Source organism: Pseudomonas sp. KCJK9058 (assembly GCF_046230975.1).
GTDB lineage: Bacteria > Pseudomonadota > Gammaproteobacteria > Pseudomonadales > Pseudomonadaceae > Aquipseudomonas > Aquipseudomonas alloputida.
Genome location: NZ_JBJJLR010000063.1, coordinates 1 through 21,434 on the forward strand (window position 1 = coordinate 1; position 21,434 = coordinate 21,434).

20 protein-coding genes are annotated in these 21,434 nt (G+C 61.4%); 14 read left to right on the top strand and 6 right to left on the bottom strand.

Going from position 1 to position 21,434, the window contains the following annotated elements; translation table 11 throughout:
• Positions 1-607: 607 nt before the first annotated feature.
• On the bottom strand, positions 608-1,387 hold the full coding sequence (yaaA, locus tag ACK59Z_RS23490) for a peroxide stress protein YaaA (RefSeq protein ID WP_108190991.1): 780 nt from the start codon (positions 1,385-1,387) through the stop codon (positions 608-610).
• Positions 1,388-1,524: 137 nt separating this feature from the next.
• Here yaaA and ACK59Z_RS23495 point away from each other — a divergent pair, with 137 nt between their 5' ends.
• The 5 genes from ACK59Z_RS23495 to moaE all read left to right on the top strand — a co-directional run bounded on the left by ACK59Z_RS23495 (position 1,525) and on the right by moaE (position 5,688).
• Complete coding sequence (locus ACK59Z_RS23495) at positions 1,525-2,652, top strand: polysaccharide deacetylase family protein (protein WP_070095546.1); 1,128 nt, start codon at positions 1,525-1,527, stop codon at positions 2,650-2,652.
• 281 nt (positions 2,653-2,933) lie between these two features.
• The gene (locus tag ACK59Z_RS23500; RefSeq protein WP_003251772.1) at positions 2,934-4,328 is read left to right on the top strand and encodes a PhoH family protein; all 1,395 of its coding nucleotides are present in this window, start codon (positions 2,934-2,936) and stop codon (positions 4,326-4,328) included.
• A 195-nt stretch (positions 4,329-4,523) separates the two neighbouring features.
• The gene (moaC, locus tag ACK59Z_RS23505) at positions 4,524-4,994 is read left to right on the top strand and encodes a cyclic pyranopterin monophosphate synthase MoaC (RefSeq protein WP_003251775.1); all 471 of its coding nucleotides are present in this window, start codon (positions 4,524-4,526) and stop codon (positions 4,992-4,994) included.
• The gene (gene moaD, locus ACK59Z_RS23510; RefSeq protein WP_003251777.1) at positions 4,994-5,239 is read left to right on the top strand and encodes a molybdopterin converting factor subunit 1; all 246 of its coding nucleotides are present in this window, start codon (positions 4,994-4,996) and stop codon (positions 5,237-5,239) included. Before moaC ends, moaD begins: the two co-directional genes overlap by 1 nt.
• Before the next feature lie 2 nt (positions 5,240-5,241).
• Entirely contained in the window at positions 5,242-5,688 is a 447-nt protein-coding gene (moaE, locus tag ACK59Z_RS23515; RefSeq protein WP_003251778.1) for a molybdopterin synthase catalytic subunit MoaE, read from the top strand.
• A 462-nt stretch (positions 5,689-6,150) separates the two neighbouring features.
• Here moaE and rhlB read toward each other — a convergent pair whose 3' ends face one another.
• Both rhlB and ACK59Z_RS23525 read right to left on the bottom strand, forming a co-directional pair.
• The gene (gene rhlB / locus ACK59Z_RS23520) at positions 6,151-7,593 is read right to left on the bottom strand and encodes an ATP-dependent RNA helicase RhlB (RefSeq protein WP_010952422.1); all 1,443 of its coding nucleotides are present in this window, start codon (positions 7,591-7,593) and stop codon (positions 6,151-6,153) included.
• Positions 7,594-7,693: 100 nt separating this feature from the next.
• Positions 7,694-8,350, bottom strand: a complete 657-nt coding sequence (locus ACK59Z_RS23525; RefSeq protein ID WP_409293745.1) for an alpha/beta hydrolase — start codon at positions 8,348-8,350, stop codon at positions 7,694-7,696.
• Positions 8,351-8,682: 332 nt separating this feature from the next.
• Here ACK59Z_RS23525 and ACK59Z_RS23530 point away from each other — a divergent pair, with 332 nt between their 5' ends.
• The 4 genes from ACK59Z_RS23530 (at position 8,683) to ACK59Z_RS23545 (ending at position 12,840) form a co-directional block, all read left to right on the top strand.
• Positions 8,683-9,711 (top strand): amino acid ABC transporter substrate-binding protein, encoded by a 1,029-nt coding sequence (locus ACK59Z_RS23530; protein ID WP_003251785.1) that lies wholly within the window; start codon positions 8,683-8,685, stop codon positions 9,709-9,711.
• A 67-nt stretch (positions 9,712-9,778) separates the two neighbouring features.
• A complete protein-coding gene (locus ACK59Z_RS23535; RefSeq protein ID WP_409293748.1) occupies positions 9,779-10,957 on the top strand; it encodes an amino acid ABC transporter permease in 1,179 nt (392 codons plus the stop codon).
• A 10-nt stretch (positions 10,958-10,967) separates the two neighbouring features.
• Positions 10,968-12,065 carry an amino acid ABC transporter permease gene (locus ACK59Z_RS23540; RefSeq protein ID WP_003251789.1) on the top strand — a complete coding sequence of 366 codons (1,098 nt, stop codon included), beginning with the start codon at positions 10,968-10,970 and terminating at the stop codon, positions 12,063-12,065.
• 10 nt (positions 12,066-12,075) lie between these two features.
• Entirely contained in the window at positions 12,076-12,840 is a 765-nt protein-coding gene (locus ACK59Z_RS23545) for an amino acid ABC transporter ATP-binding protein (protein ID WP_003251792.1), read from the top strand.
• Positions 12,841-13,011: 171 nt separating this feature from the next.
• Here the strand turns inward: ACK59Z_RS23545 and algW are convergent, their stop codons facing one another.
• Positions 13,012-14,172: a Do family serine endopeptidase AlgW gene (gene algW / locus ACK59Z_RS23550; RefSeq protein ID WP_003251794.1), complete on the bottom strand. Its 1,161-nt coding sequence runs from the start codon at positions 14,170-14,172 to the stop codon at positions 13,012-13,014.
• A gap of 168 nt (positions 14,173-14,340) precedes the next feature.
• On the opposite strand from algW, the gene ACK59Z_RS23555 reads away from it, so the two are divergent.
• From ACK59Z_RS23555 to cysN, 3 genes are all read left to right on the top strand, one after another.
• Positions 14,341-15,099, top strand: coding sequence for a Nif3-like dinuclear metal center hexameric protein (locus tag ACK59Z_RS23555; RefSeq protein ID WP_070095545.1), 759 nt, complete (start codon positions 14,341-14,343; stop codon positions 15,097-15,099).
• A gap of 223 nt (positions 15,100-15,322) precedes the next feature.
• A complete protein-coding gene (gene cysD / locus ACK59Z_RS23560; protein ID WP_003251799.1) occupies positions 15,323-16,240 on the top strand; it encodes a sulfate adenylyltransferase subunit CysD in 918 nt (305 codons plus the stop codon).
• A gap of 16 nt (positions 16,241-16,256) precedes the next feature.
• On the top strand, positions 16,257-18,158 hold the full coding sequence (cysN, locus tag ACK59Z_RS23565; RefSeq protein ID WP_003251801.1) for a sulfate adenylyltransferase subunit CysN: 1,902 nt from the start codon (positions 16,257-16,259) through the stop codon (positions 18,156-18,158).
• An 85-nt stretch (positions 18,159-18,243) separates the two neighbouring features.
• Here the strand turns inward: cysN and ACK59Z_RS23570 are convergent, their stop codons facing one another.
• The gene (locus ACK59Z_RS23570; protein WP_003251803.1) at positions 18,244-18,723 is read right to left on the bottom strand and encodes an Lrp/AsnC family transcriptional regulator; all 480 of its coding nucleotides are present in this window, start codon (positions 18,721-18,723) and stop codon (positions 18,244-18,246) included.
• A gap of 127 nt (positions 18,724-18,850) precedes the next feature.
• On the opposite strand from ACK59Z_RS23570, the gene ACK59Z_RS23575 reads away from it, so the two are divergent.
• Positions 18,851-20,047 carry a methionine gamma-lyase gene (locus ACK59Z_RS23575; RefSeq protein WP_014859327.1) on the top strand — a complete coding sequence of 399 codons (1,197 nt, stop codon included), beginning with the start codon at positions 18,851-18,853 and terminating at the stop codon, positions 20,045-20,047.
• A 160-nt stretch (positions 20,048-20,207) separates the two neighbouring features.
• Here the strand turns inward: ACK59Z_RS23575 and ACK59Z_RS23580 are convergent, their stop codons facing one another.
• Positions 20,208-20,645 (bottom strand): YhcB family protein, encoded by a 438-nt coding sequence (locus tag ACK59Z_RS23580; RefSeq protein WP_003251807.1) that lies wholly within the window; start codon positions 20,643-20,645, stop codon positions 20,208-20,210.
• Between the two features lie 135 nt (positions 20,646-20,780).
• On the opposite strand from ACK59Z_RS23580, the gene ACK59Z_RS23585 reads away from it, so the two are divergent.
• Positions 20,781-21,416 carry an alpha/beta hydrolase gene (locus ACK59Z_RS23585; RefSeq protein ID WP_017147943.1) on the top strand — a complete coding sequence of 212 codons (636 nt, stop codon included), beginning with the start codon at positions 20,781-20,783 and terminating at the stop codon, positions 21,414-21,416.
• Positions 21,417-21,434 lie beyond the last annotated feature (18 nt).

Consider the following 21,434-nt stretch of genomic DNA (forward strand, 5'->3'; position numbering starts at 1 on the left):
TTGCTGTGTTTTTTTTTTCAAGTGAATAAATCTTTAAAAATAAACCACTGGGCAGATTTTAAAGGACCGCTTCTCGCCTGAATGGCCAGGTTTTTCGGGGGGTTCCTTCTTACCTGCCGAATTTTTTAGGGCGGCCAGTGTATCCCCGCCGTTGTCATCTGTAAGTCATCTCTCACAGCCCGTAGGCAGGACAATCGTTACGGCACTATGAGCGATTGGCTTTGGTAGAAGTTCCGGAGCCGGTTTCGCTCGAATGAAAGATTTCTAAATATTTATTCAGTTGCGGACAGTTTCAAATTGATAGCACGCGGGTGTTTCGCCCCCGTGTATCAAGGGCGTAACTGTTGCGAGATATTTTTATGCCAGCATCTGAAAAATTTTTTCAGAATTCGTCAAAAAAGGTATGAACGGTCTTATGTCGTTTGGCGATAAAGGTGGGTGTGCTGGATTTTTGGCGTCGGATTAATGGCGTTATGGCGGTTTGCAGCGTGCCCTGTTGCAGGCGGAGAGGGGTGTGGGCTGCTGGCCCTTTCGCGGGTGAACCCGCTCCTACGGGTAGCGCATTACCTGTAAGAGCGGGTTTGGCCGTGAAGGGGGCGTTACAGGGTCACTCCGAGGGGTGATCGCGCAGGAACACCAAATGGTCCGGCTTGGACTGCTCGTCACTGTAGTAGTACCCCTGAGCATCAAACTGCTTGAGCTGTTCCGGGGTGCTGATGCGCTGCTGGATGACGAAGCGGCTCATCATGCCGCGGGCTTTCTTGGCGTAGAAGCTGATGATCTTGTACTGGCCGTTTTTCTGGTCCTTGAAGTCGACGTTGATCACCCGGGCCTTTAATGCACTGCGTTTCACTGCACTGAAATACTCGTTACTGGCCAGGTTCAACAGCACGTCATCGCCTTGGTCGGCCAGGGCCTGGTTCAGCCATTCGCTGATGCGCGTGCCCCAGAAGGCGTACAGGTCCTTGCCGCGGGCGTTGGCCAGTTTGGTGCCCATCTCCAGGCGGTAGGGCTGCATCAGATCGAGCGGGCGCAGCAGGCCATATAGGCCCGAGAGCATGCGCAGGTGGTCCTGAGCGTAGCTGAAGTCGTCGTCACTCAGGCTCTCGGCATTGAGGCCGGTGTACACGTCACCCTTGAACGCCAGCAACGCCTGCTTGGCATTGGCCGGGGTGAAGTCTGGGGTCCAGCTGCCAAAGCGCGCCGCATTCAGGCCGGCGAGCTTGTCGGACAGGTGCATCAGCTCGCTGATCTGCGCCGGCGACAGTTCGCGCAGTTGCTGGATCAGGGCCTGGGATTCATCCAGGTACTGGGGCAGGGTGAAACGCTCGGTCACTGGCGGGGTGTCGTAGTCGAGGGTCTTGGCGGGGGAAATCACCGTCAGCATCGGGTCGGCTCCTGGCATCGTTGGCCGAGGATTCTACGGGGTGGGCGGTACAAGTCCAAACTATGGCGACGATAGTCACAGCCCATGGTCGGTGCAGGCGCTATAGTTCGCGTTTTGCCGTTGCGGAGCCTTCCACTGTGCGCATTGCTTCTGCCTTGCTGGCCGGCCTGCTGAGCCTGGCCGTGCAAGCCGCCCCTTCACCTCAGGTCAGCCTGGACCGCAGCCTGTGGCCCGAACAGCTGGACAGCCCGGCGCTGTTCGATGTGGCTTCTCGGGCAGAAATCCTATCGTTCGCCCAAGTGCTGCACGAAAGCGAGTTGCTGGATGACGCAAGCCTGGCGGCCCGGCTGGGGCTGCGGCAGATCAACCTGCAGAAGGTGCGCCAGGTTCGGGCGCGCATGTGGCAGCGGTTGTGGGAGGGTTATCAACAGGCGCAGCGCAGTTGTGAGCAGGATGCATCATTCTGCTACCCGGTTACGTCCATGGCGGAGTTGCGTACACAAGCGGCGACGTTCGCTGCCGATGTCGGTGCGTTCTATACCGGCTGGATCGAACCGAGCCACCAGTTCCATGTCCGCTACCTGGACGAGCAACTGCGCAAGGCGGCGTTGCTGCCGCAGACCAGCAGCGAAATCGAGCGGTTGTCTTCGCGTGAGCGCAAGGGTGACGAACTGAACGACCGCATGTTCCTGCTGACCTTTGTCGGCGGGCCTGGGCCCGAGGGGGGCAGTACGGATCTACTCACCGATTACCTGCGCCGGCAAAAGCTCGAAGGCACGTTTTTCACGCTCGGTAACCGTTTGCAGCAACGCCGTGATGGCGCGGCGGCAAATGCCTTGCGCCAGCTCTATGGCGGGCAGTGCGTGGGTATCCAGGGGTGGGAATACCGCTCCCATGCGCAGTGGACCGGCTGGCAGGATTCGCTGCGGCGCAGCCAGGCGCGGGTGCAGGCTGATCTGCCCGAGCAGTATGTGCCGCTGTTCCGCCCTCCTTATGGCCAGCGCCGGGCTGACGGCGAAGCGTTCATGGCCCGCCAGCAGTTGCGGGTATCGTTGTGGGACATCGATGCCCAGGATGACGGTGCATTGAGCGCAGAGGCGTCCGCACAGCGCGTATTGACCCTGATGCTGTTGTGGCGCAAGGGCGTGATCCAGTTTCATGACAGCCTTCCCAAGGCGCAGCCGGCGGTGGAATGGTTGCTGCGCAATACCGCGCAAAGCGGCATCGGCTGGGAGGATTGCCGGGAATATGGATACCGCGAATAGAGGGTATGACTTTTGAGCGTAGTCCCCTCTGACGCTGGCGCCAAGGCCTCTTCGTCAATCGGAAAAATAAACTTCAAAAATGCGTAAAAATGCTTTTTTCGGTCATGGTTTTTGCGGTATGAAGAAACCAGACAGCCGATTCCTGCAGCACAGGTGGCGTCATCCAGGCCCACCTAGCCAGGTTCGCTTCCCGCCCGTAACAACGCGGATACGGGAACAGCGGCAGTCACTCTGCGGCGTAACAGACCACGCCGTGTGGCTTCGACATAAGGTGACCGAGTATGGATGACCAAGGACGCAACCCTTCCTCCAGCAAGCCAATCCTGTATGTGCTCGATACCAACGTCCTGATTCACGACCCTAACGCGTTACTGAACTTCGAGGAGCACCATGTCGCCATCCCGATGACGGTGCTGGAGGAACTCGACAAGCTCAAGACCGGCAAACAAAGCATCGCCGCCGAATGCCGCCAAGCCATCCGCCTGATAGACCAGACCCTCGGTGACGCTTCGCCCAGCGATGTCGAGCAGGGCGTACCGATCCAGCGCAACAAGAGCGGCCCCAAGGGGTTCCTGTCCATCCTGATGACCCCGCGCAACGAGCCGAACAAGCTGCTGCCGGAAAACCTCAACGACAACATCATCATCAACCAGTTGCTCGAAGTCCGGGCCCGGCGCACCGACCTGGACGTCGTGCTGGTCACCAAAGACATCAACATGCGCCTGAAGGCGCGCGCTTGCGGTATAGCGGCTGAGGACTACAGCACCGACCAACTGGTCGATGACGTGTCCTTGCTGTCCAAGGGCTACCATTCGGTCACCGGCTCGTTCTGGGACCGCGTGAGCAAGGTCGATACCCGCCAGGAGCGCGGCCGCACCTGGCATCGGGTGCAGATGATCGACAACCTGCCAGCTGTGCACGTCAATGAGTTCATCATCGATGAGCAGGGCTTTGTCGGGTGGATCAAGGGCATTCGTGACGACGAACTGCTGCTGCTCGACCTGCACCAGGAGCCGTTGCTGCACCAGGAAGCCTGGGGCCTGAAACCACGCGACATTCACCAAAGCCTGGCGCTGTTTGCCCTGCTGGACCCGGATATCCACCTGGTGAACCTGACCGGCGCCGCCGGCTCCGGTAAAACCATCCTGGCACTGGCTGCGGCCATCGAGCAGACCATGGTCAGCAAGCGCTACCGGCGCATCATCGCCACCCGCAGCGTGCAGGGGCTGGACCAGGAGATTGGCTTCCTGCCGGGTACCGAAGCAGAGAAGATGGAGCCGTGGCTGGGCGCCATCACTGACAACCTCGAAGCTTTGCACATGGATGACGAAAGCACCCATGGCAGCGTCGAATACATCCTTGAGCGCGTGCCGCTGCAGTTCAAGTCGCTGAACTACATCCGTGGCCGCAGCTTCCAGCAGAGCCTGATCCTGATTGACGAGTGCCAGAACCTGACGCCACACCAGATGAAAACCATCATCACCCGTGCCGGCTCCGGGTCCAAGGTGGTCTGCCTGGGCAACCTGGCGCAGATCGACACCCCCTACCTGTCCGCGACCAGCTCGGGCCTGACCTACCTGACCGAGCGCTTCAAGGACTTCCCCCACGGCGTGCACATCACCCTGCAGGGCGTGCCTCGCTCGGTGCTGGCCGAGTACGCCGAGTCTCATTTGTAAACCCTGTAGCCGGGCAGATTACTGCCCGGCCTCTTCGTGGACACGCCCGTTCACAGGATCTCCACTTGATTCGAGGCCATGGAGCTCCTGTGGGAGCGGGCGTGCCCGCGAAGAGGCCAAACCTGCCGACACATACCTCTGCTCAAACCTGACCCACAGGTTTACACTGCGAAATCCCTTCACAGGAGCAGAGCAGTGCTGACACATCTTGATTCCCAGGGGCGGGCCAACATGGTCGACGTCACTGAAAAGGCCGTGACCGAGCGCGAGGCTACCGCCGAGGCGCGGGTGCGCATGTTGCCGCAGACCTTGCAGATGATCGTCGACGGTGAGCACCCCAAGGGTGACGTGTTCGCCGTGGCGCGCATTGCCGGGATACAGGCGGCGAAAAAAACCAGCGACCTGATCCCGTTGTGCCACCCGCTGATGCTCACCAGCGTCAAGGTCGAGCTCAGCGCCGAGGGGCAGGATGCCGTGCGCATCGTCGCCCGCTGCAAGCTGGCCGGGCAGACCGGTGTGGAGATGGAGGCGCTGACCGCCGCCAGCGTGGCCGCGCTGACGATCTATGACATGTGCAAGGCTGTGGATAAAGGTATGGTCATCGAGCAGGTGCGCCTGCTGGAAAAACTCGGTGGCAAGAGTGGCCATTACAAGGTGGAGGCGTGATGAAGGTCAAGGTGATGTACTTCGCCCGTTACCGCGAACTGTTGGGCGTGGATGCCGAGCGGGTGGAGGGTGCGTTCAAGGTGCTCGATGATGTGCGCCAGGCCTTGGTTGCCAAGGGCGGGCAGTATGAAGTGCTGGCCGAGCAGAACCTGATGTGCGCGCGCAACGAAGAGCTGTGCAAGCTCGATGAACCGCTGGAAGAGGGCGATGAAGTGGCGTTCTTCCCACCGGTGACCGGAGGCTGAACATGGCTGTACGAGTGCAGGAAGGCGCGTTCGACCCGGGGGCTGAGACCAATGCCATGCATGCAGCCAATGTGGGCGTGGGCGCGGTGGTCGGTTTTGTCGGCTATGTGCGGGATTTCAACGATGGCCGCGAAGTGGCGGGGATGTTCCTCGAACACTATCCGGGTATGACCGAAAAGGCCCTGGCCAAGATCGTGGTCGAGGCCGAGCAGCGTTGGCCGCTCTTGAAAGTGGAGGTGCTGCACCGCATCGGTGCGCTGGAACCGGGCGAACCGATTGTGTTCGTGGGGGTGGCCAGTGCCCATCGGCAGGCGGCGTTCGATGCCTGCAACTTCATCATGGACTACCTGAAGACCCGGGCGCCGTTCTGGAAGAAGGAGAATACCCAGGAAGGGCCAAAGTGGGTGGAGGGGAAGCAGAGTGACCAGGATGCGGCGGGGCGCTGGTAATCAAGGCGCCACCGGTCGCCTGTAGGAGCGGGTTTACCCGCGAAAGGGCCGGCCCTGCTGGCCAATCTCCACCCGCCGTTCATCGTTGCCGCCACTACCGTATTCGCGGGTAAACCCGCTCCCACAGATTGATCGCGTGTAGCCCGCTGAAGGTCAGTGATGATACGAGTCATCTTCATCAGCAAAGCTGATTGACACACCACTGGATGGGAGGAGGGGAAGCAGAGTGACTAGGATGCGGCGGGCCGCTGGTAATCAAGGCGCCGCTGATCCTTTGTGGGAGCAACTGTCTTGCTCAATTTCTGAAAGCTGGCGCCATCCGTGTGGGAGCGGCCTTGTGTCGCGAAAGGGCCGCGGAGCGGCCCCCGACAATCTCCGCATCAAAGCCGAAATCCCGGGGCCGCTGCGCGGCCCAATCGCGACACAAGGCCGCCGCCACAGGGCGCATGTAGCCTGCTGAAATCAGTGATGCTTGCGCGGCACCGGCTTGAGCAGTTCATCCGGCGGCATCTCGCACTTGATCTTGCGCCCCAGCAGCGCTTCGATCGCCGGCAGCTGATACGAGTCATCTTCACCGGCAAAGCTGATCGACACACCACTGGTGCCGGCACGGCCGGTACGGCCAATGCGGTGCACGTAGTCGTCAGGGTCTTCCGGCAGGGTGAAGTTGATCACGTGGCTGATGCCATCGATATGGATCCCGCGCCCGGCCACGTCGGTGGCCACCAGCACGGTGATGCGCCCTTCGCGGAAGCTCTCCAGGGTTCGGATGCGCTTGTGCTGCGGCACGTCACCCGACAGCTGGGCGGCATTGATACCGTCGCGTACCAGCTTTTCCTCGATGCGCCGCACTTCGTCCTTGCGGTTGGCGAACACCATCACCCGTTCCCACTTGTTTTGGGTTACCAGGTTGTACAACAGTTTGTACTTGTCGCTGCCGGCCACCGCATACACGTGCTGCTCCACCGTTTCGCTGGCCACGTTCTCCGGCTCGATCTCGACGATGGCCGGGTTGGTGGTCCACTGCTTGGCCAGGTTCATCACATCGTCGGTGAAGGTGGCGGAGAACAGCAGGGTCTGGCGCTCGCTTTTCGGCGGTGTCTGACGAATGATTTGGCGGACCTGGGGGATGAAGCCCATGTCGAGCATGCGGTCGGCTTCGTCAAGCACCATCACCTCGACCATGTCCAGGTGCACTTCGCCACGCTGGTTGAAGTCCAGCAGGCGGCCCGGGGTGGCCACCAGGATATCGCAGTGGCGCGCTTCCAGGGCTTTGAGCTGCTTGTCGAAGTCCATGCCACCGACGAAGCTCATCACGTTCAGGCCGGTGTACTTGGTCAGGGCAGCGGCGTCCTTGGCGATCTGCACCACCAGCTCGCGGGTGGGGGCGATGATCAGCGCGCGCGGCTCGCCCATGTAGCGCTCTTTAGGCGGTGGCGTCTGCTGCAACTGGGAAATGATCGAGATCAGGAAGGCGGCCGTCTTGCCGGTGCCCGTCTGGGCCCGGCCGATAGCGTCCTGGCCACGCAGGGTGTAACCCAGGACCTGCGCCTGGATTGGCGTGCAGTACGGGAAGCCCAGGTCGTGGATGGCGTGCATCAGCTCGTTGGACAGCTTGAAGTCGTGGAAGCGGGTTTTGCCTTCCTGCGGCTCGACCACGAAGTCTTCGGGCTTCCACAGGCTGGCCTGTGGCTTGGGCTTGCGTTCGCGGCGCGGTTTGTCCTTGGCCGGTTGATCGGCAGGTGGCGTCGCGGCGGCAGGTTGCTCAGCCTTGGGGGCGGGGTTGGCATGGGGTGCGGCCGGTTTTGCCGCGGGCCGGGCTTCCGGCGTCACGCTGGCAGCAGGAGCGGCGGCTTGTGGCGCGGCCTCTCCCTTGCCGAATATTTTTCTGAGTGCTTTGAGCACGGTCGTCTCATCAACTGATTAAGGAATGTACGCCGGGCAGTGTAATGCAAGATCCGGGCGCGGCGTAGCGGAATACGCCCACAACTACAAGCGAGGCTGCCTATTGCAGCTGCTTGCTCAGCCAGTCGTGGATATCGTTCAGTTCTTCGACCACCACTTCGTGTTCCATCGGGTATTCGTACCAGCGGGCAGCGACGCCCCAGATGTTCAGGTACTCGAAGGCGGTACGGCCCATGGACGGGATGACCACCGGGTCATGCACGCCATGCAGGCACAGGGCCGGTGTGCGCTGCTGGCAGGCACTCAACTGATGCTGGTCATTGAAGGTGGGGGCATAGGTGGACAGGGCGATCACCCCACCCAGTGCTTCCTGCCACTTTATATAGGCAGTGTGCAGCACCACCGCGCCGCCCTGGGAGAAGCCGGCCAGGAAGATCCGCGACAGGTTGATGCCTTTGGCCTGCTCGGCCTTGATCAGCGCAACCACCTGCTCGGCAGACGTTTCCAGCTGCGCTTCGTCGATGGCACGAGCCGGGGTCATGGCCTTGATGTCATACCAGCTGGGCATGGCATAGCCGCCGTTGATGGTCACGGGGCGGGTCGGTGCCTGGGGCATGATGAAGCGTGTGCTGAGCAAGCGCTCCTGCATGAATTCGGCCACAGGTAGGAAGTCGTAACGGTCGGCCCCCAGACCGTGCAACCAGATCACACAGGCGTCAGCGGTTTTCTGTGGTTCGAGAATCAGCGGGTTGGTCATGACTGCTCCGAAAGTGTGCGGGTCTTGTTATGGCGTGCGAGAAAAGAAAGCACCGGAAATGATTGTCGGAAAAAGAATGTCGCAACGATACAACTTTTCCTACTTGACGAGCGCTTAAACGCTACAGCCAGAAAATTTGGTACGCGGTTTGCAACTCAACCTGTGATGCAAAGGGCAGGCCGTGACGGTAACACCCTCTGCACGCGAAGGCTGTCACAGAACAGTCCATTGCGCCAATTGACCCAATAACAAGCCAATACGGGTCGGATACGCCTCAAAAGGGTGCGGTGCAATTCCGGCTCGATACAACAAGAGCGATTTGGAGGTTGTGAATGAAGATGTTGAAAACCACCCTGGCAGTCCTGACCGCTGCCGCAGCGCTGGGCGCCGTGAGCACTGCCCAGGCCGGCGCCACCCTCGATGCGGTCAAGAAGAAGGGCTTCGTCCAGTGTGGCGTGAGCGACGGTCTTCCAGGCTTCTCGGTACCTGATGCGCAGGGCAAGATCGTCGGCATCGATGCCGATGTCTGCCGCGCCGTGGCCGCCGCCGTGTTCGGTGATGCCACCAAGGTCAAGTTCAGCCAGCTCAACGCCAAGGAACGCTTCACTGCCCTGCAGTCGGGCGAGGTCGACGTGCTGTCGCGTAACACCACCTGGACCAGCTCGCGCGATGCCGGCATGGGCCTGGTGTTCGCGGGTGTCACCTACTATGACGGCGTCGGCTTCCTGGTCAACAAGAAGCTTGGCGTTTCCAGCGCCAAAGAGCTCGATGGCGCGACCATCTGCATCCAGGCCGGCACCACCACCGAGCTGAACGTGTCGGACTTCTTCCGTGCCAATGGCCTGAAGTACACCCCGATTACCTTCGACACCTCTGACGAGAGCGCCAAATCGCTGGAGTCTGGCCGTTGCGACGTACTGACTTCGGACAAATCGCAGCTGTTCGCCCAGCGCTCCAAGCTGGCTGCGCCGACCGACTACGTGGTGTTGCCGGAAACCATCTCCAAGGAGCCACTGGGCCCGGTAGTGCGTAAAGGCGACGAGGAGTGGTTCAGCATCGTCAAGTGGACCCTGTTCGCCATGCTCAATGCCGAAGAAGCGGGCATCACTTCCAAGAACGTCGAGGCCGAGGCCAAGGCCACCAAGAACCCGGATGTCGCCCGACTGCTGGGTGCGGATGGCGAGTATGGCAAGGACCTCAAGCTGCCCAAAGACTGGGTAGTGCAGATCGTCAAGCAAGTGGGTAACTATGGCGAAGTGTTCGAGAAGAACCTGGGCCAGAGCACTGACTTGAAGATCGACCGTGGCATGAACGCCCTGTGGAACAACGGCGGCATCCAGTACGCGCCTCCAGTGCGCTGATGGCTGCACCCTGCGGCGGCATTCCGCCGCCGCAGGCTGTTCGAATCCCTACTGTCCGGGGCACTTCATGCAAAATCAAATCGGCGCACCCAAGGGCTTGTCCCTTAACGATCCGCGTGCGCGCGCGTGGCTGTTCCAGATCCTCACGATCGTCTTCGTGGTCGGCCTGGGCTGGTACCTGTTCCACAACACGCAAACCAACCTGCAACACCGGGGCATCACCTCGGGCTTCGACTTCCTCGACCGCAGTGCCGGCTTCGGTATCGCCCAGCACCTGATCCCCTATGTGGAATCCGACAGTTATGCGCGGGTGTTCGTCATCGGCCTGCTCAATACCCTGTTGGTGACCTTCATCGGCGTCATCCTGGCGACGATACTGGGCTTCATCATCGGTGTAGCGCGCCTGTCACCGAACTGGATGATCAGCAAACTGGCAACCGTGTATGTGGAAACCTTCCGCAACATTCCGCCGTTGCTGCAGATTCTGTTCTGGTACTTCGCCGTGTTCCTGACCCTGCCGGGACCGCGGGGCAGCATCAACATCGACGACATGTTCTTCATCAGCAACCGCGGCCTGAACATGCCGGGTGCGTCGATGGCCGACGGTTTCTGGCCATTCGTGGTGGCCCTGGCAGTAGCGATTGTCGCGATCGTGCTGATGGTGCGCTTTGCCAACAAGCGCTTCGACGAGACCGGCGTGCCGTTCCACAAATTCTGGGTGGGCCTGGCGCTGTTCATCGCCATCCCAGGGCTGAGCGTGTTGCTGTTCGGCAGCCCGGTCAGCTGGGAGGTGCCGCAGCTCAAAGGCTTCAACTTTGTCGGTGGCTGGGTGCTGATCCCCGAGTTGCTGGCGCTGACCCTGGCGCTGACTATCTATACGGCAGCCTTCATCGCCGAGATCGTGCGTTCCGGCATCCGTTCGGTCAGCCATGGCCAGACCGAAGCCGCGCGCTCGCTGGGCCTGCGCGAGGGCCCGACCCTGCGCAAGGTGATCATTCCCCAGGCACTGCGGGTGATCATTCCGCCGCTGACCAGCCAATACCTCAACCTGGCGAAGAACTCTTCGCTGGCGGCCGGTATCGGCTACCCGGAGATGGTCTCGCTGTTCGCCGGCACCGTGCTCAATCAGACCGGCCAGGCCATCGAGGTGATCGCCATCACCATGAGTGTCTATCTCGCCATCAGCATCAGCATTTCGCTGCTGATGAACTGGTACAACAAGCGCATTGCGCTGATCGAGCGGTGAGGATACGCCCGTGAATGCCCATGTTTTCAAACCCGATATGCCGCCACCGGTGAAAACCGTCGGCGTGCTCGCATGGATGCGTGCCAATCTGTTCTCCAGCTGGCTCAACACGCTGTTGACCCTGTTCGCCCTCTACCTGGTGTGGCTGATCGTACCGCCGTTGCTGCAGTGGGCGTTGATCGATGCCAACTGGGTCGGCACCACGCGCGCCGATTGCACCAAGGACGGCGCCTGCTGGGTGTTCGTGCAGCAGCGCTTTGGCCAGTTCATGTACGGCTATTACCCGACTGAGCTGCGCTGGCGTGTGGACCTGACCGTGTGGCTTGCCGTGCTCGGCGCCGCGCCGTTGTTCATCAAGCGTTTCCCGCGCAAAGCCTTCTATGGCCTGGGCTTCCTGGTGCTGTACCCGGTACTGGCCTATACCCTGCTGCACGGTGGGTACCTGGGCCTGGAAAGCGTACCGACCAGCCAGTGGGGCGGGTTGATGCTGACCCTGGTGATCGCCACCGTGGGCATCGTCGGCGCCTTGCCGCTGGGCATCCTGCTGGCACTGGGCCGGCGTTCGAGGATGCCGGCCGTGAAGGTGGTGTGCGTGACCTTCATCGAGTTCTGGCGGGGCGTACCGCTGATCACCGTGCTGTTCATGTCGTCGGTGATGCTGCCGTTGTTCCTGCCAGAAGGCATGAGCTTCGACAAGCTGCTGCGGGCGATGATTGGTGTGATCCTGTTCCAGTCGGCGTACATCGCCGAGGTGGTGCGCGGCGGCCTGCAGGCCATCCCCAAGGGCCAGTACGAAGCCGCCGCGGCCATGGGCCTTGGCTACTGGCGCTCGATGGGGCTGGTGATCTTGCCGCAGGCGCTGAAGCTTGTGATCCCCGGCATCGTCAACACCTTCATTGCCCTGTTCAAGGACACCAGCCTGGTGATCATCATCGGCCTGTTCGACCTGCTCAACAGCGTCAAGCAAGCAGCCGCAGACCCCGCCTGGTTGGGCATGGCCACCGAGGGCTACGTGTTCGCCGCCCTGGTGTTCTGGATTTTCTGTTTCGGTATGTCCCGCTACTCCATGCATCTGGAGCGCAAGCTGGACACTGGCCACAAGCGTTAGGAGTTTCGAAATGAGTGAAGCGATCAAGCAGCCTGCTGGCCCCGAAGGCATCATCCAGATGCAGGGTGTGAACAAGTGGTACGGCCAGTTCCATGTGCTCAAGGACATCAACCTGAACGTGCGCCAGGGCGAGCGTATCGTGCTGTGCGGGCCGTCCGGCTCGGGCAAGTCCACCACCATCCGCTGCCTTAACCGCCTGGAAGAGCACCAGCAAGGGCGCATCGTGGTCGATGGCGTGGAGCTGACCAACGACCTCAAGCAGATCGAGGCCATCCGCCGCGAGGTGGGCATGGTGTTCCAGCACTTCAACCTGTTCCCGCACCTGAGCATCCTGGAGAACTGCACCCTGGCGCCGATGTGGGTGCGCAAGATGCCACGGCGCAAAGCCGAGGAAATTGCCATGCACTACCTGGAGCGTGTGCGGATTCCGGAGCAGGCACACAAGTACCCTGGTCAGTTGTCTGGCGGCCAGCAGCAGCGTGTGGCCATTGCCCGCGCGTTGTGCATGAAGCCCAAGATCATGCTGTTCGACGAACCGACCTCGGCACTGGACCCGGAAATGGTCAAGGAAGTGCTCGATACCATGGTGGGCCTGGCCGAGGATGGCATGACCATGCTCTGCGTGACCCACGAAATGGGCTTTGCCCGTACCGTGGCGAACCGGGTTATCTTCATGGACAAGGGCGAGATTGTGGAGCAGGCCGCGCCGGATGACTTCTTCGACCGGCCGCGCAGTGACCGGACCAAGTTGTTCCTCAGCCAGATCCTGCACTGATGCAGTAGCGGCAGCAGACTCGGCCAACTGTGGGAGCGGCCTTGTGTCGCGATGGGCCGCAAAGCGGCCCCGGGCATATGCCCTGCGAAGCTGAAATTTTGGGGCCGCTAGGCGGCCCATCGCGACGCAAGGCCGCTCCCACAGGGTTGCGGAACGGCTTAAGGCCTCACCTTACTTTTCTTCTTGCGTTACAGCCGGCGCCGGCGGCGGCCGCAGCCCCACCTCGGCGATCAGCTTCAATTGCTGACCGTTGCGCATCACCTCGATGGTGATCTTCTCGTTGGGTTTGATCCGCGCAACCTGGTTCATCGACTTGCGCCCGTCGCCGGCCGGCTCGCCATTGATGCTCAGGATCACGTCACCCAGTTGCAGCCCGGCCTTGGCCGCTGGCCCCTCGCGGAAGATACCCGCCACCACGATGCCTGGGCGGTCCTTCATGCCGAACGATTCTGCCAGCTCCTGGCTCAGTGGCTGTACTTCGATACCCAGCCATCCACGGATCACCTGGCCGTGTTCGACGATCGACTTCATCACCTCCAGTGCCAGTTTTACCGGGATGGCGAAGCCGATGCCCTGCGAGCCACCGGACTTGGAAAATATCGCGGTATTGATGCCGATCAGGTTGCCATTGGCATCCACCAGCGCGCCACCGGAGTTGCCCGGGTTGATCGCCGCGTCGGTCTGGATGAAGTCTTCGTAGTTGTTCAGCCCCAGCTGGTTGCGGCCAGTGGCGCTGATGATGCCCATGGTCACCGTCTGGCCGACGCCGAACGGGTTGCCGATGGCCAGCGACACGTCGCCGATGTGAATGGTGTCGGAACGGCCGATGGTGATCGCCGGCAGGTTCTTCAAGTCGATCTTCAGCACCGCCAGGTCGGTTTCCGGGTCGCTGCCGATCACGCGGGCCAGGGTTTCGCGGCCATCCTTCAGCGCTACGACGATCTGGTCGGCGCCGCTGGTAACGTGGTTGTTGGTCAGCAGGTAGCCCTCTGGGCTCATGATTACCGCCGAGCCCAGGCTTGATTCCCATCGGCGCTGTTTGGGCAGGTTATCGCCGAAGAAGCGGCGGAACTGCGGGTCTTCGAACAGCGGGTGGGCGCTTTTGTTCACCACCTTGGTGGTGTACAGGTTGGCCACCGCCGGGGCGGCCAGGGTCACGGCGTCGGCGTACGACACCGGGCCTTGCATGATCCGCGTGGTCTGTGGCGCTTGCTGCAGGTTGACGTCCTGGCTGGGCAGCCCGACCCATTGCGGAAAACGCTGGATGATCAGCATGGCGATCAGTATGCCGGTAAGCAGGGGCCAGCCGAAGTAACGCAAAGCCTTGAACATGAACGAATCCTGAAAAGAGCAGGGGCCAGCGGCCTGGCAGTAGGGCATGAGCGCGCGCGATCATACACCGGTTCCCCCAGTGACAGCGACGGCCCATAATGGCCGGCATTATACGGGCGTTCGTCAGGCGTTGCGCCCGAGAAAAGCGCAGTTTTCGAGGAGATTTTCATGGCCGTCGCTCTAACCACCCTGGTCGAGGAAGCCGAGCGTTACCTGGGCAGCGCGAAGATCCAGGATTATTGCCCAAATGGCCTGCAGGTCGAAGGCCGGCCGCAGGTCAGCCGTATTGTCAGTGGTGTTACCGCCAGCCAGGAATTGCTGGATGCCGCGGTCGAGGCCGAGGCCGATCTGGTGCTGGTGCACCATGGTTATTTCTGGAAGGGCGAGAACCCGTGCATCACAGGCATTCGCCAGCGTCGCCTGAAGACCCTGCTGAATAACGACATCAGCCTGTTGGCGTTCCACCTGCCCTTGGACGTGCACCCGGAAGTGGGCAACAACGTGCAGCTGGCGCGGCAACTGGAGATCACTGTCGAAGGGCCGCTTGATCCAGAAAACCCCAAGGTGGTCGGCCTGGTCGGTTCGCTGGCCGAATCCATGACTGCGCGCGATTTTGCCCGGCGGGTGCAAGAGGTGCTGGGGCGTGAGCCGTTGCTGGTCGAAGGCAACGAAGTGATCCGCCGGGTGGGCTGGTGCACCGGCGGCGGGCAGGGTTATATCGACACGGCGATTGCCGCCGGGGTCGACCTGTACCTGACCGGCGAGGCGTCCGAGCAGACCTACCACAGTGCGCGCGAGAATGGCGTCAGCTTCATTGCTGCCGGGCACCATGCCACTGAGCGCTACGGGGTGCAGGCGCTGGGCGATTACCTGGCACGACGGTTTGCCGTGGAGCACCTGTTCATCGATTGCCCGAATCCTATCTGATGGCAGGGCCGGCCTCTTCGCGGGTGAACCCGCTCCTACGCGCGGGCCTTGTAGGAGCGGGTTCACCTGCGAAGAGGCCGGTCCTGCCAGCCCAAACCCCCAGTCATATCGTTAGACTTTTTCGATCTAGCCAGCCTCCTAAATAGAAGCAGCCGCTGTGATAAAGTGGCTCGCTCGAACACGGCCCGCAGGCCGTCCATAAGATCGTTTTTCGTGAGTAGCCATGGTCGACAAACTGACGCACTTGAAACAGCTGGAGGCGGAGAGCATCCACATCATCCGCGAGGTGGCCGCCGAGTTCGACAACCCGGTGATGCTGTACTCGATCGGCAAGGACTCCGCCGTGATGCTGCACCTGGCGCGCAAGGCCTTCTTCCCGGGCAAGCTGCCGTTCCCGGTGATGCACGTCGACACCCAGTGGAAATTCCAGGAGATGTACAGCTTCCGCGACAAGATGGTCGAGGAAATGGGCCTGGAGCTGATCACCCACGTCAACCCTGAGGGTGTGGCGCAAGGCATCAACCCGTTCACCCATGGCAGTTCCAAGCACACCGACATCATGAAGACCCAGGGCCTGAAGCAGGCGCTGGACAAGCATGGTTTCGACGCTGCCTTCGGTGGTGCGCGCCGCGACGAAGAGAAGTCGCGGGCCAAGGAGCGTGTGTATTCGTTCCGTGACAGCAAGCACCGCTGGGACCCGAAGAACCAGCGCCCCGAGCTGTGGAACGTGTACAACGGCAAGGTCAACAAGGGCGAGTCGATCCGCGTCTTCCCGCTGTCGAACTGGACCGAACTGGACATCTGGCAGTACATCTACCTTGAAGGCATCCCGATCGTGCCGCTGTACTTCGCCGCCGAGCGTGAAGTCATCGAGAAGAACGGCACCCTGATCATGATCGACGACGAACGCATCCTCGAGCACCTCTCCGAGGAAGAGAAAGCCCGCATCGTCAAGAAGAAGGTGCGTTTCCGTACCCTCGGCTGCTACCCGCTGACGGGCGCTGTCGAGTCGGAAGCCGAGACGCTCACCGACATCATTCAGGAAATGCTCCTGACGCGCACTTCCGAGCGCCAGGGCCGGGTCATCGACCACGATGGCGCCGGTTCCATGGAAGACAAAAAACGTCAGGGCTACTTCTAATTTTCAGGGTTACTCCATGTCGCACCAATCCGATTTGATCAGCGAAGATATCCTCGCTTATCTGGCTCAGCACGAGCGTAAAGAACTGCTGCGTTTCCTCACCTGCGGCAACGTGGATGACGGCAAGAGCACCCTGATCGGGCGCCTGCTGCACGACTCCAAGATGATCTACGAGGACCACCTCGAGGCCATCACCCGTGATTCGAAGAAAGTCGGCACCACCGGCGAAGAAGTCGACCTGGCGCTGCTGGTAGATGGCCTGCAGGCCGAGCGCGAGCAGGGCATCACCATCGATGTCGCCTACCGCTACTTCTCCACCGCCAAGCGCAAGTTCATCATCGCCGACACCCCGGGCCATGAGCAGTACACCCGCAACATGGCCACCGGTGCGTCCACCTGCGACCTGGCGATCATCCTGGTCGATGCCCGCTACGGCGTGCAGACCCAGACCCGCCGCCACAGCTACATCGCGTCGTTGCTGGGCATCAAGCACATCGTGGTCGCGGTCAACAAGATGGACCTGAAGGGCTTCGATGAAGGCGTCTTCGAGTCGATCAAGGCCGACTACCTGAAGTTCGCCGAAGCCATCAACCTGACCCCGAGCAGCCTGCACTTCGTGCCGATGTCGGCGCTCAAGGGTGACAACGTGGTCAACCACAGCGAGCAATCGCCGTGGTACGCCGGCCCGACGCTGATGGAAATCCTCGAAACCGTCGAGGTTTCGGCCGACCGCAACTTCACCGACCTGCGTTTCCCGGTGCAGTACGTCAACCGTCCCAACCTGAACTTCCGCGGCTTCGCGGGCACCATCGCCAGTGGCGTGGTGCACAAAGGTGACGAGATTGTCGTGCTGCCGTCGGGCAAGAGCAGCCGGGTCAAGTCCATCGTCACCTACGAAGGTGAACTGGAAAACGCTGGCCCAGGCCAGGCCGTGACCCTGACCATGGAAGACGAGATCGACATCTCCCGTGGCGACCTGCTGGTACATGCCGACAACGTCCCGCCGGTCACCGACCAGTTCGACGCCATGCTGGTGTGGATGGCCGAGGAGCCGATGCTCCCGGGCAAGAAATACGACATCAAGCGTGCCACCAGCTACGTGCCAGGTTCGATTGCCAGCATCACCCACAAGGTCGATGTGAACACGCTGGAGCAGGGCGCTGCCAGCGCGCTGCAACTGAACGAGATCGGCCGCGTCAAGGTAGCCCTGGACACCTCGATCGCCCTCGACGGTTACGACAGCAACCGCACCACCGGTGCGTTCATCGTCATCGACCGCCTGACCAACGGCACCGTTGGCGCCGGCATGATCATCGCCCCGCCCGTGTTGCCACACGGCAGCACCGGCCATCATGGCAAGCAGGCCCACGTGTCCACCGAAGAGCGCGCCCTGCGCTTCGGCCAGCAGCCAGCCACCGTGCTGTTCAGCGGCCTGTCGGGTGCTGGCAAGAGCACCTTGGCTTATGCCGTGGAGCGCAAGCTGTTCGACATGGGCCGTGCGGTGTACGTGCTCGATGGCCAGAACCTGCGTCACGACCTGAACAAGGGCCTGCCACAGGACCGCGCTGGCCGTACCGAGAACTGGCGCCGCGCCGCCCATGTGGCGCGCCAGTTCAACGAAGCCGGCATGCTCACCCTCGCTGCGTTCGTGGCCCCGGATGCCGAAGGCCGCGAACAGGCCAAGGCGCTGATCGGCAAGGAGCGCCTGGTGACCGTTTACGTCCAGGCCTCGCCGCTGGTTTGCCGCGAGCGTGACCCGCAAGGCCTGTACGCTGCCGGTGGCGACAACATCCCGGGTGAGAGCTTCCCGTTCGATGTGCCGCTGGATGCTGATCTTGTGATCGACACCCAGGCCACCAGCGTGGACGAAGGCGTGAAACAGGTGCTGGACGTGCTGCGTCAGCGTGGCGCGATTTAAGCGCTGGCCTGCAAGGAGAACCCCGCTTCGGCGGGGTTTTTTGTCTCGCGTTCAGGATCCTTCTCAATACTCGGAAAGATCCGTCTCAGATATGTTTCTCCGACACCGGTATCACCCGTCTTTCCTTCACCGCTTTGTACGAAAAACTCGAATAGATCTCCTTCACCCCCGGCAACCGCTGCAGCACTTCCCGGGTAAATTCGCCAAACGACTCCAGGTCCCGTGCCAGGATCTCCAGCAGAAAGTCATAGCGGCCGGAGATGTTGTGGCAGGCGACGATCTCGGGGATTTCCATCAGGCGCTGTTCGAACGCCAGCGCCATGTCCTTGGTGTGCGAGTCCATCATGATGCTGACGAACGCGGTCACGCCAAACCCCAGCGACTTGGGCGAGAGGATGGCCTGGTAGCCGGTGATGTAGCCGTTTTCCTCCAGTAACTTGACCCGTCGCCAGCAGGGCGAGGTGGTCAGTGCCACCTGGTCGGCGAGTTCGGCAACGGTGAGACGGGCATTGTCCTGCAAGGCGGCGAGCAGGGCGCGGTCGGTGCGGTCGAGGCTTGAAGGCATTTTTTGCCCTCCTGGTCCGTTGATTATTGTTTTTGTTCCAGCAAGCACGTGTATACGTAGGCTATTTTGGAAAAAATCGGGCAGCTCGGTGGCATAAGCTTATAGCAAACCACAAGAGGCTGTTGCCATGCGCGACTCCCACCACAACACCGGTTTTTCCACGCGGGCCATTCATCATGGCTATGACCCGCTTTCCCATGGTGGCGCCCTGGTGCCACCGGTGTACCAGACGGCTACCTATGCCTTTCCCACTGTCGAGTACGGTGCTGCCTGCTTCGCCGGGGAGGAGCCTGGGCATTTCTACAGCCGCATTTCCAACCCCACGCTGGCCTTGCTGGAGCAGCGCATGGCTTCGCTGGAGGGCGGTGAAGCGGGGTTGGCGTTGGCATCGGGGATGGGCGCCATTACCTCAACCCTCTGGACCCTGCTAAGGCCTGGGGATGAGCTGATTGTCGGACGCACCTTGTATGGCTGTACCTTCGCTTTTCTGCACCACGGTATTGGTGAGTTCGGGGTGAAAGTTCGCCATGTCGATCTCAACGATGCCAAGGCCCTGAAAGCGGCGATCAGCAGCAAAACACGGATGATCTACTTCGAAACACCGGCCAACCCCAACATGCAGCTTGTGGATATTGCGGCGGTTGTGGAGGCAGTGCGGGGGCATGATGTGCATGTGGTGGTCGATAACACCTACTGTACGCCGTACCTGCAGCGGCCACTGGAGCTGGGGGCGGACCTGGTGGTGCACTCGGCAACCAAGTACCTCAGTGGGCATGGCGATATCACTGCCGGGTTGGTGGTGGGGTGCAAGGCGTTGGTAGACCGTATCCGCCTGGAAGGGCTGAAGGATATGACCGGCGCGGTGCTGTCACCGCATGACGCGGCGTTGCTGATGCGCGGTATCAAGACCCTGGCCCTGCGCATGGACCGGCATTGCGCCAATGCCCAGCAGGTGGCCGAGTTTCTCGCTCGGCAGCCGCAGGTGGAATTGATTCATTACCCGGGGCTACCGTCTTTTGCCCAGTACGCGTTGGCCCAGCGACAGATGCGTTTGCCTGGCGGGATGATTGCCTTTGAGCTCAAGGGTGGCATTGAGGCGGGGCGGCGCTTCATGAATGCGCTGCAGCTCTTTGCCCGGGCGGTGAGCCTGGGGGATGCCGAGTCGCTGGCGCAGCATCCGGCGAGCATGACGCATTCCAGCTATACGCCGCAGGAGCGGGCGCATCACGGGATATCGGAGGGGTTGGTGCGTCTGTCGGTGGGGCTGGAGGATGTGGAGGACCTGCTGGCAGATGTCGAACAGGCATTGCAGGCCTGCTGTTAGGTTGCCTGCACTGGCCCCTTCGCGGGCACGCCCGCACAGGTTCAGCGCACGCTCTGAAGCCCGCGCGGCCCCTGTAGGCGCGGGTTCACCCGCGAAGAGGCCGGTATAGGCAGCATCCACAAAAAAGGCCTCTTGCGAGGCCTTTTGCATGTTCAGCAGATCAACGCTTGAGCCCGTAGCTCTCATCCAGCATGCCCGGCGAGTTAGGCACTTTCGGCGCATAGTCGCGCGGCACTTCGGCGGTGTCTTTAGGTGGGGTCAGGCGGTCACGCGGGCCTTGCGGTGCATCGGAGTGCAGCGCAGCCAGCAGGCGTTGGCGGGTGACGTCATCGAGGGCCAGGCTGTTGGCGCCTTCAGCCAGGTGATCCTGTACGTCCTGATAGCTCTGGGTCAGTTTCTTGACCAGCATGGCGGTGCTGTTGAAGTGGGTGACCACTTCGTTCTGGTAGCTGTCGAAGCGCTTCTGGATGTCATCCAGTTGACGCTGGGTGTTGCTCGGTGCCGCATTGGGCAGCAGGCGGGCAACAATGAAACCGACTGCCACACCGATGACCAGGGCCAGGGTTGGCAACAACCAAACAAGGAGCGAGAGTTCCACGAGTCCTTCCTCTATAAACGGCTTTGCTTTACGTTAACGGCTCAGACCTGCGCTGTATACCGCGAGCGATCGCAAATCAGAACAGAATTTCACACCTAGACGAATCGACCCTTCTCGAGGTCACGGAGTAGTGCCTTGCTTGTCCGCGAAACCCCCTTGTTCATCGATGGCCCCAGCGGCCAGCTGGAAGCGTTGTACCTGGACGTGGCGCAAGCCCGTGGCGCGGTGCTGATCTGCCACCCTAACCCGGTCCAGGGCGGCACCATGCTCAACAAGGTGGTCTCGACCCTGCAGCGCACTGCACGTGATGCCGGTTATGTGACCCTGCGTTTCAACTACCGTGGCGTCGGCCAGAGCGCCGGCAGCCACGACATGGGCGCTGGCGAAGTGGCCGATGCCGAGGCCGCAGCAGCATGGCTGCGTGCCAGGCACCCCGGGCTACCGTTGGTGCTGATGGGCTTTTCGTTCGGTGGTTTCGTTGCCACCAGCCTGGCCGGGCGCCTTGAAACGGCAGGCGTCGAGTTGCAGCACCTGTTCATGATCGCCCCGGCAGTCATGCGCCTGACCGCCGAATTCCCGCTGCCGCAGCGCTGCCCGCTCACCGTGGTGCAGCCGGACGCCGACGAAGTCGTCGCGCCGCAGCTGGTTTACGAATGGTCCGACAGCCTGCCGCGCCCCCATGAGCTGCTGAAAGTGGCAGAATGCGGACACTTCTTCCATGGCAAGCTGACCGATCTGAAGGATCTGCTGCTGCCGCGCCTTTCGAACTGAGCCAAGCCTGAATAAGCG

Excerpts from the sequence above, each read along its gene's own strand:
- ACK59Z_RS23530 (WP_003251785.1), top strand. The coding sequence starts at position 8,683 with ATGAAGATGTTGAAAACCACCCTGGCAGTCCTGACCGCTGCCGCAGCG.
- ACK59Z_RS23575 (WP_014859327.1), top strand. The coding sequence starts at position 18,851 with ATGCGCGACTCCCACCACAACACCGGTTTTTCCACGCGGGCCATTCAT.
- ACK59Z_RS23535 (WP_409293748.1), top strand. The coding sequence starts at position 9,779 with ATGCAAAATCAAATCGGCGCACCCAAGGGCTTGTCCCTTAACGATCCG.
- ACK59Z_RS23500 (WP_003251772.1), top strand. The coding sequence starts at position 2,934 with ATGGATGACCAAGGACGCAACCCTTCCTCCAGCAAGCCAATCCTGTAT.
- yaaA (WP_108190991.1), bottom strand. The coding sequence starts at position 1,387 with ATGCTGACGGTGATTTCCCCCGCCAAGACCCTCGACTACGACACCCCG.
- moaE (WP_003251778.1), top strand. The coding sequence starts at position 5,242 with ATGGCTGTACGAGTGCAGGAAGGCGCGTTCGACCCGGGGGCTGAGACC.
- ACK59Z_RS23525 (WP_409293745.1), bottom strand. The coding sequence starts at position 8,350 with ATGACCAACCCGCTGATTCTCGAACCACAGAAAACCGCTGACGCCTGT.
- ACK59Z_RS23555 (WP_070095545.1), top strand. The coding sequence starts at position 14,341 with ATGGCCGTCGCTCTAACCACCCTGGTCGAGGAAGCCGAGCGTTACCTG.
- moaD (WP_003251777.1), top strand. The coding sequence starts at position 4,994 with ATGAAGGTCAAGGTGATGTACTTCGCCCGTTACCGCGAACTGTTGGGC.
- algW (WP_003251794.1), bottom strand. The coding sequence starts at position 14,172 with ATGTTCAAGGCTTTGCGTTACTTCGGCTGGCCCCTGCTTACCGGCATA.
- ACK59Z_RS23570 (WP_003251803.1), bottom strand. The coding sequence starts at position 18,723 with ATGCCTTCAAGCCTCGACCGCACCGACCGCGCCCTGCTCGCCGCCTTG.
- cysN (WP_003251801.1), top strand. The coding sequence starts at position 16,257 with ATGTCGCACCAATCCGATTTGATCAGCGAAGATATCCTCGCTTATCTG.
- ACK59Z_RS23545 (WP_003251792.1), top strand. The coding sequence starts at position 12,076 with ATGAGTGAAGCGATCAAGCAGCCTGCTGGCCCCGAAGGCATCATCCAG.
- cysD (WP_003251799.1), top strand. The coding sequence starts at position 15,323 with ATGGTCGACAAACTGACGCACTTGAAACAGCTGGAGGCGGAGAGCATC.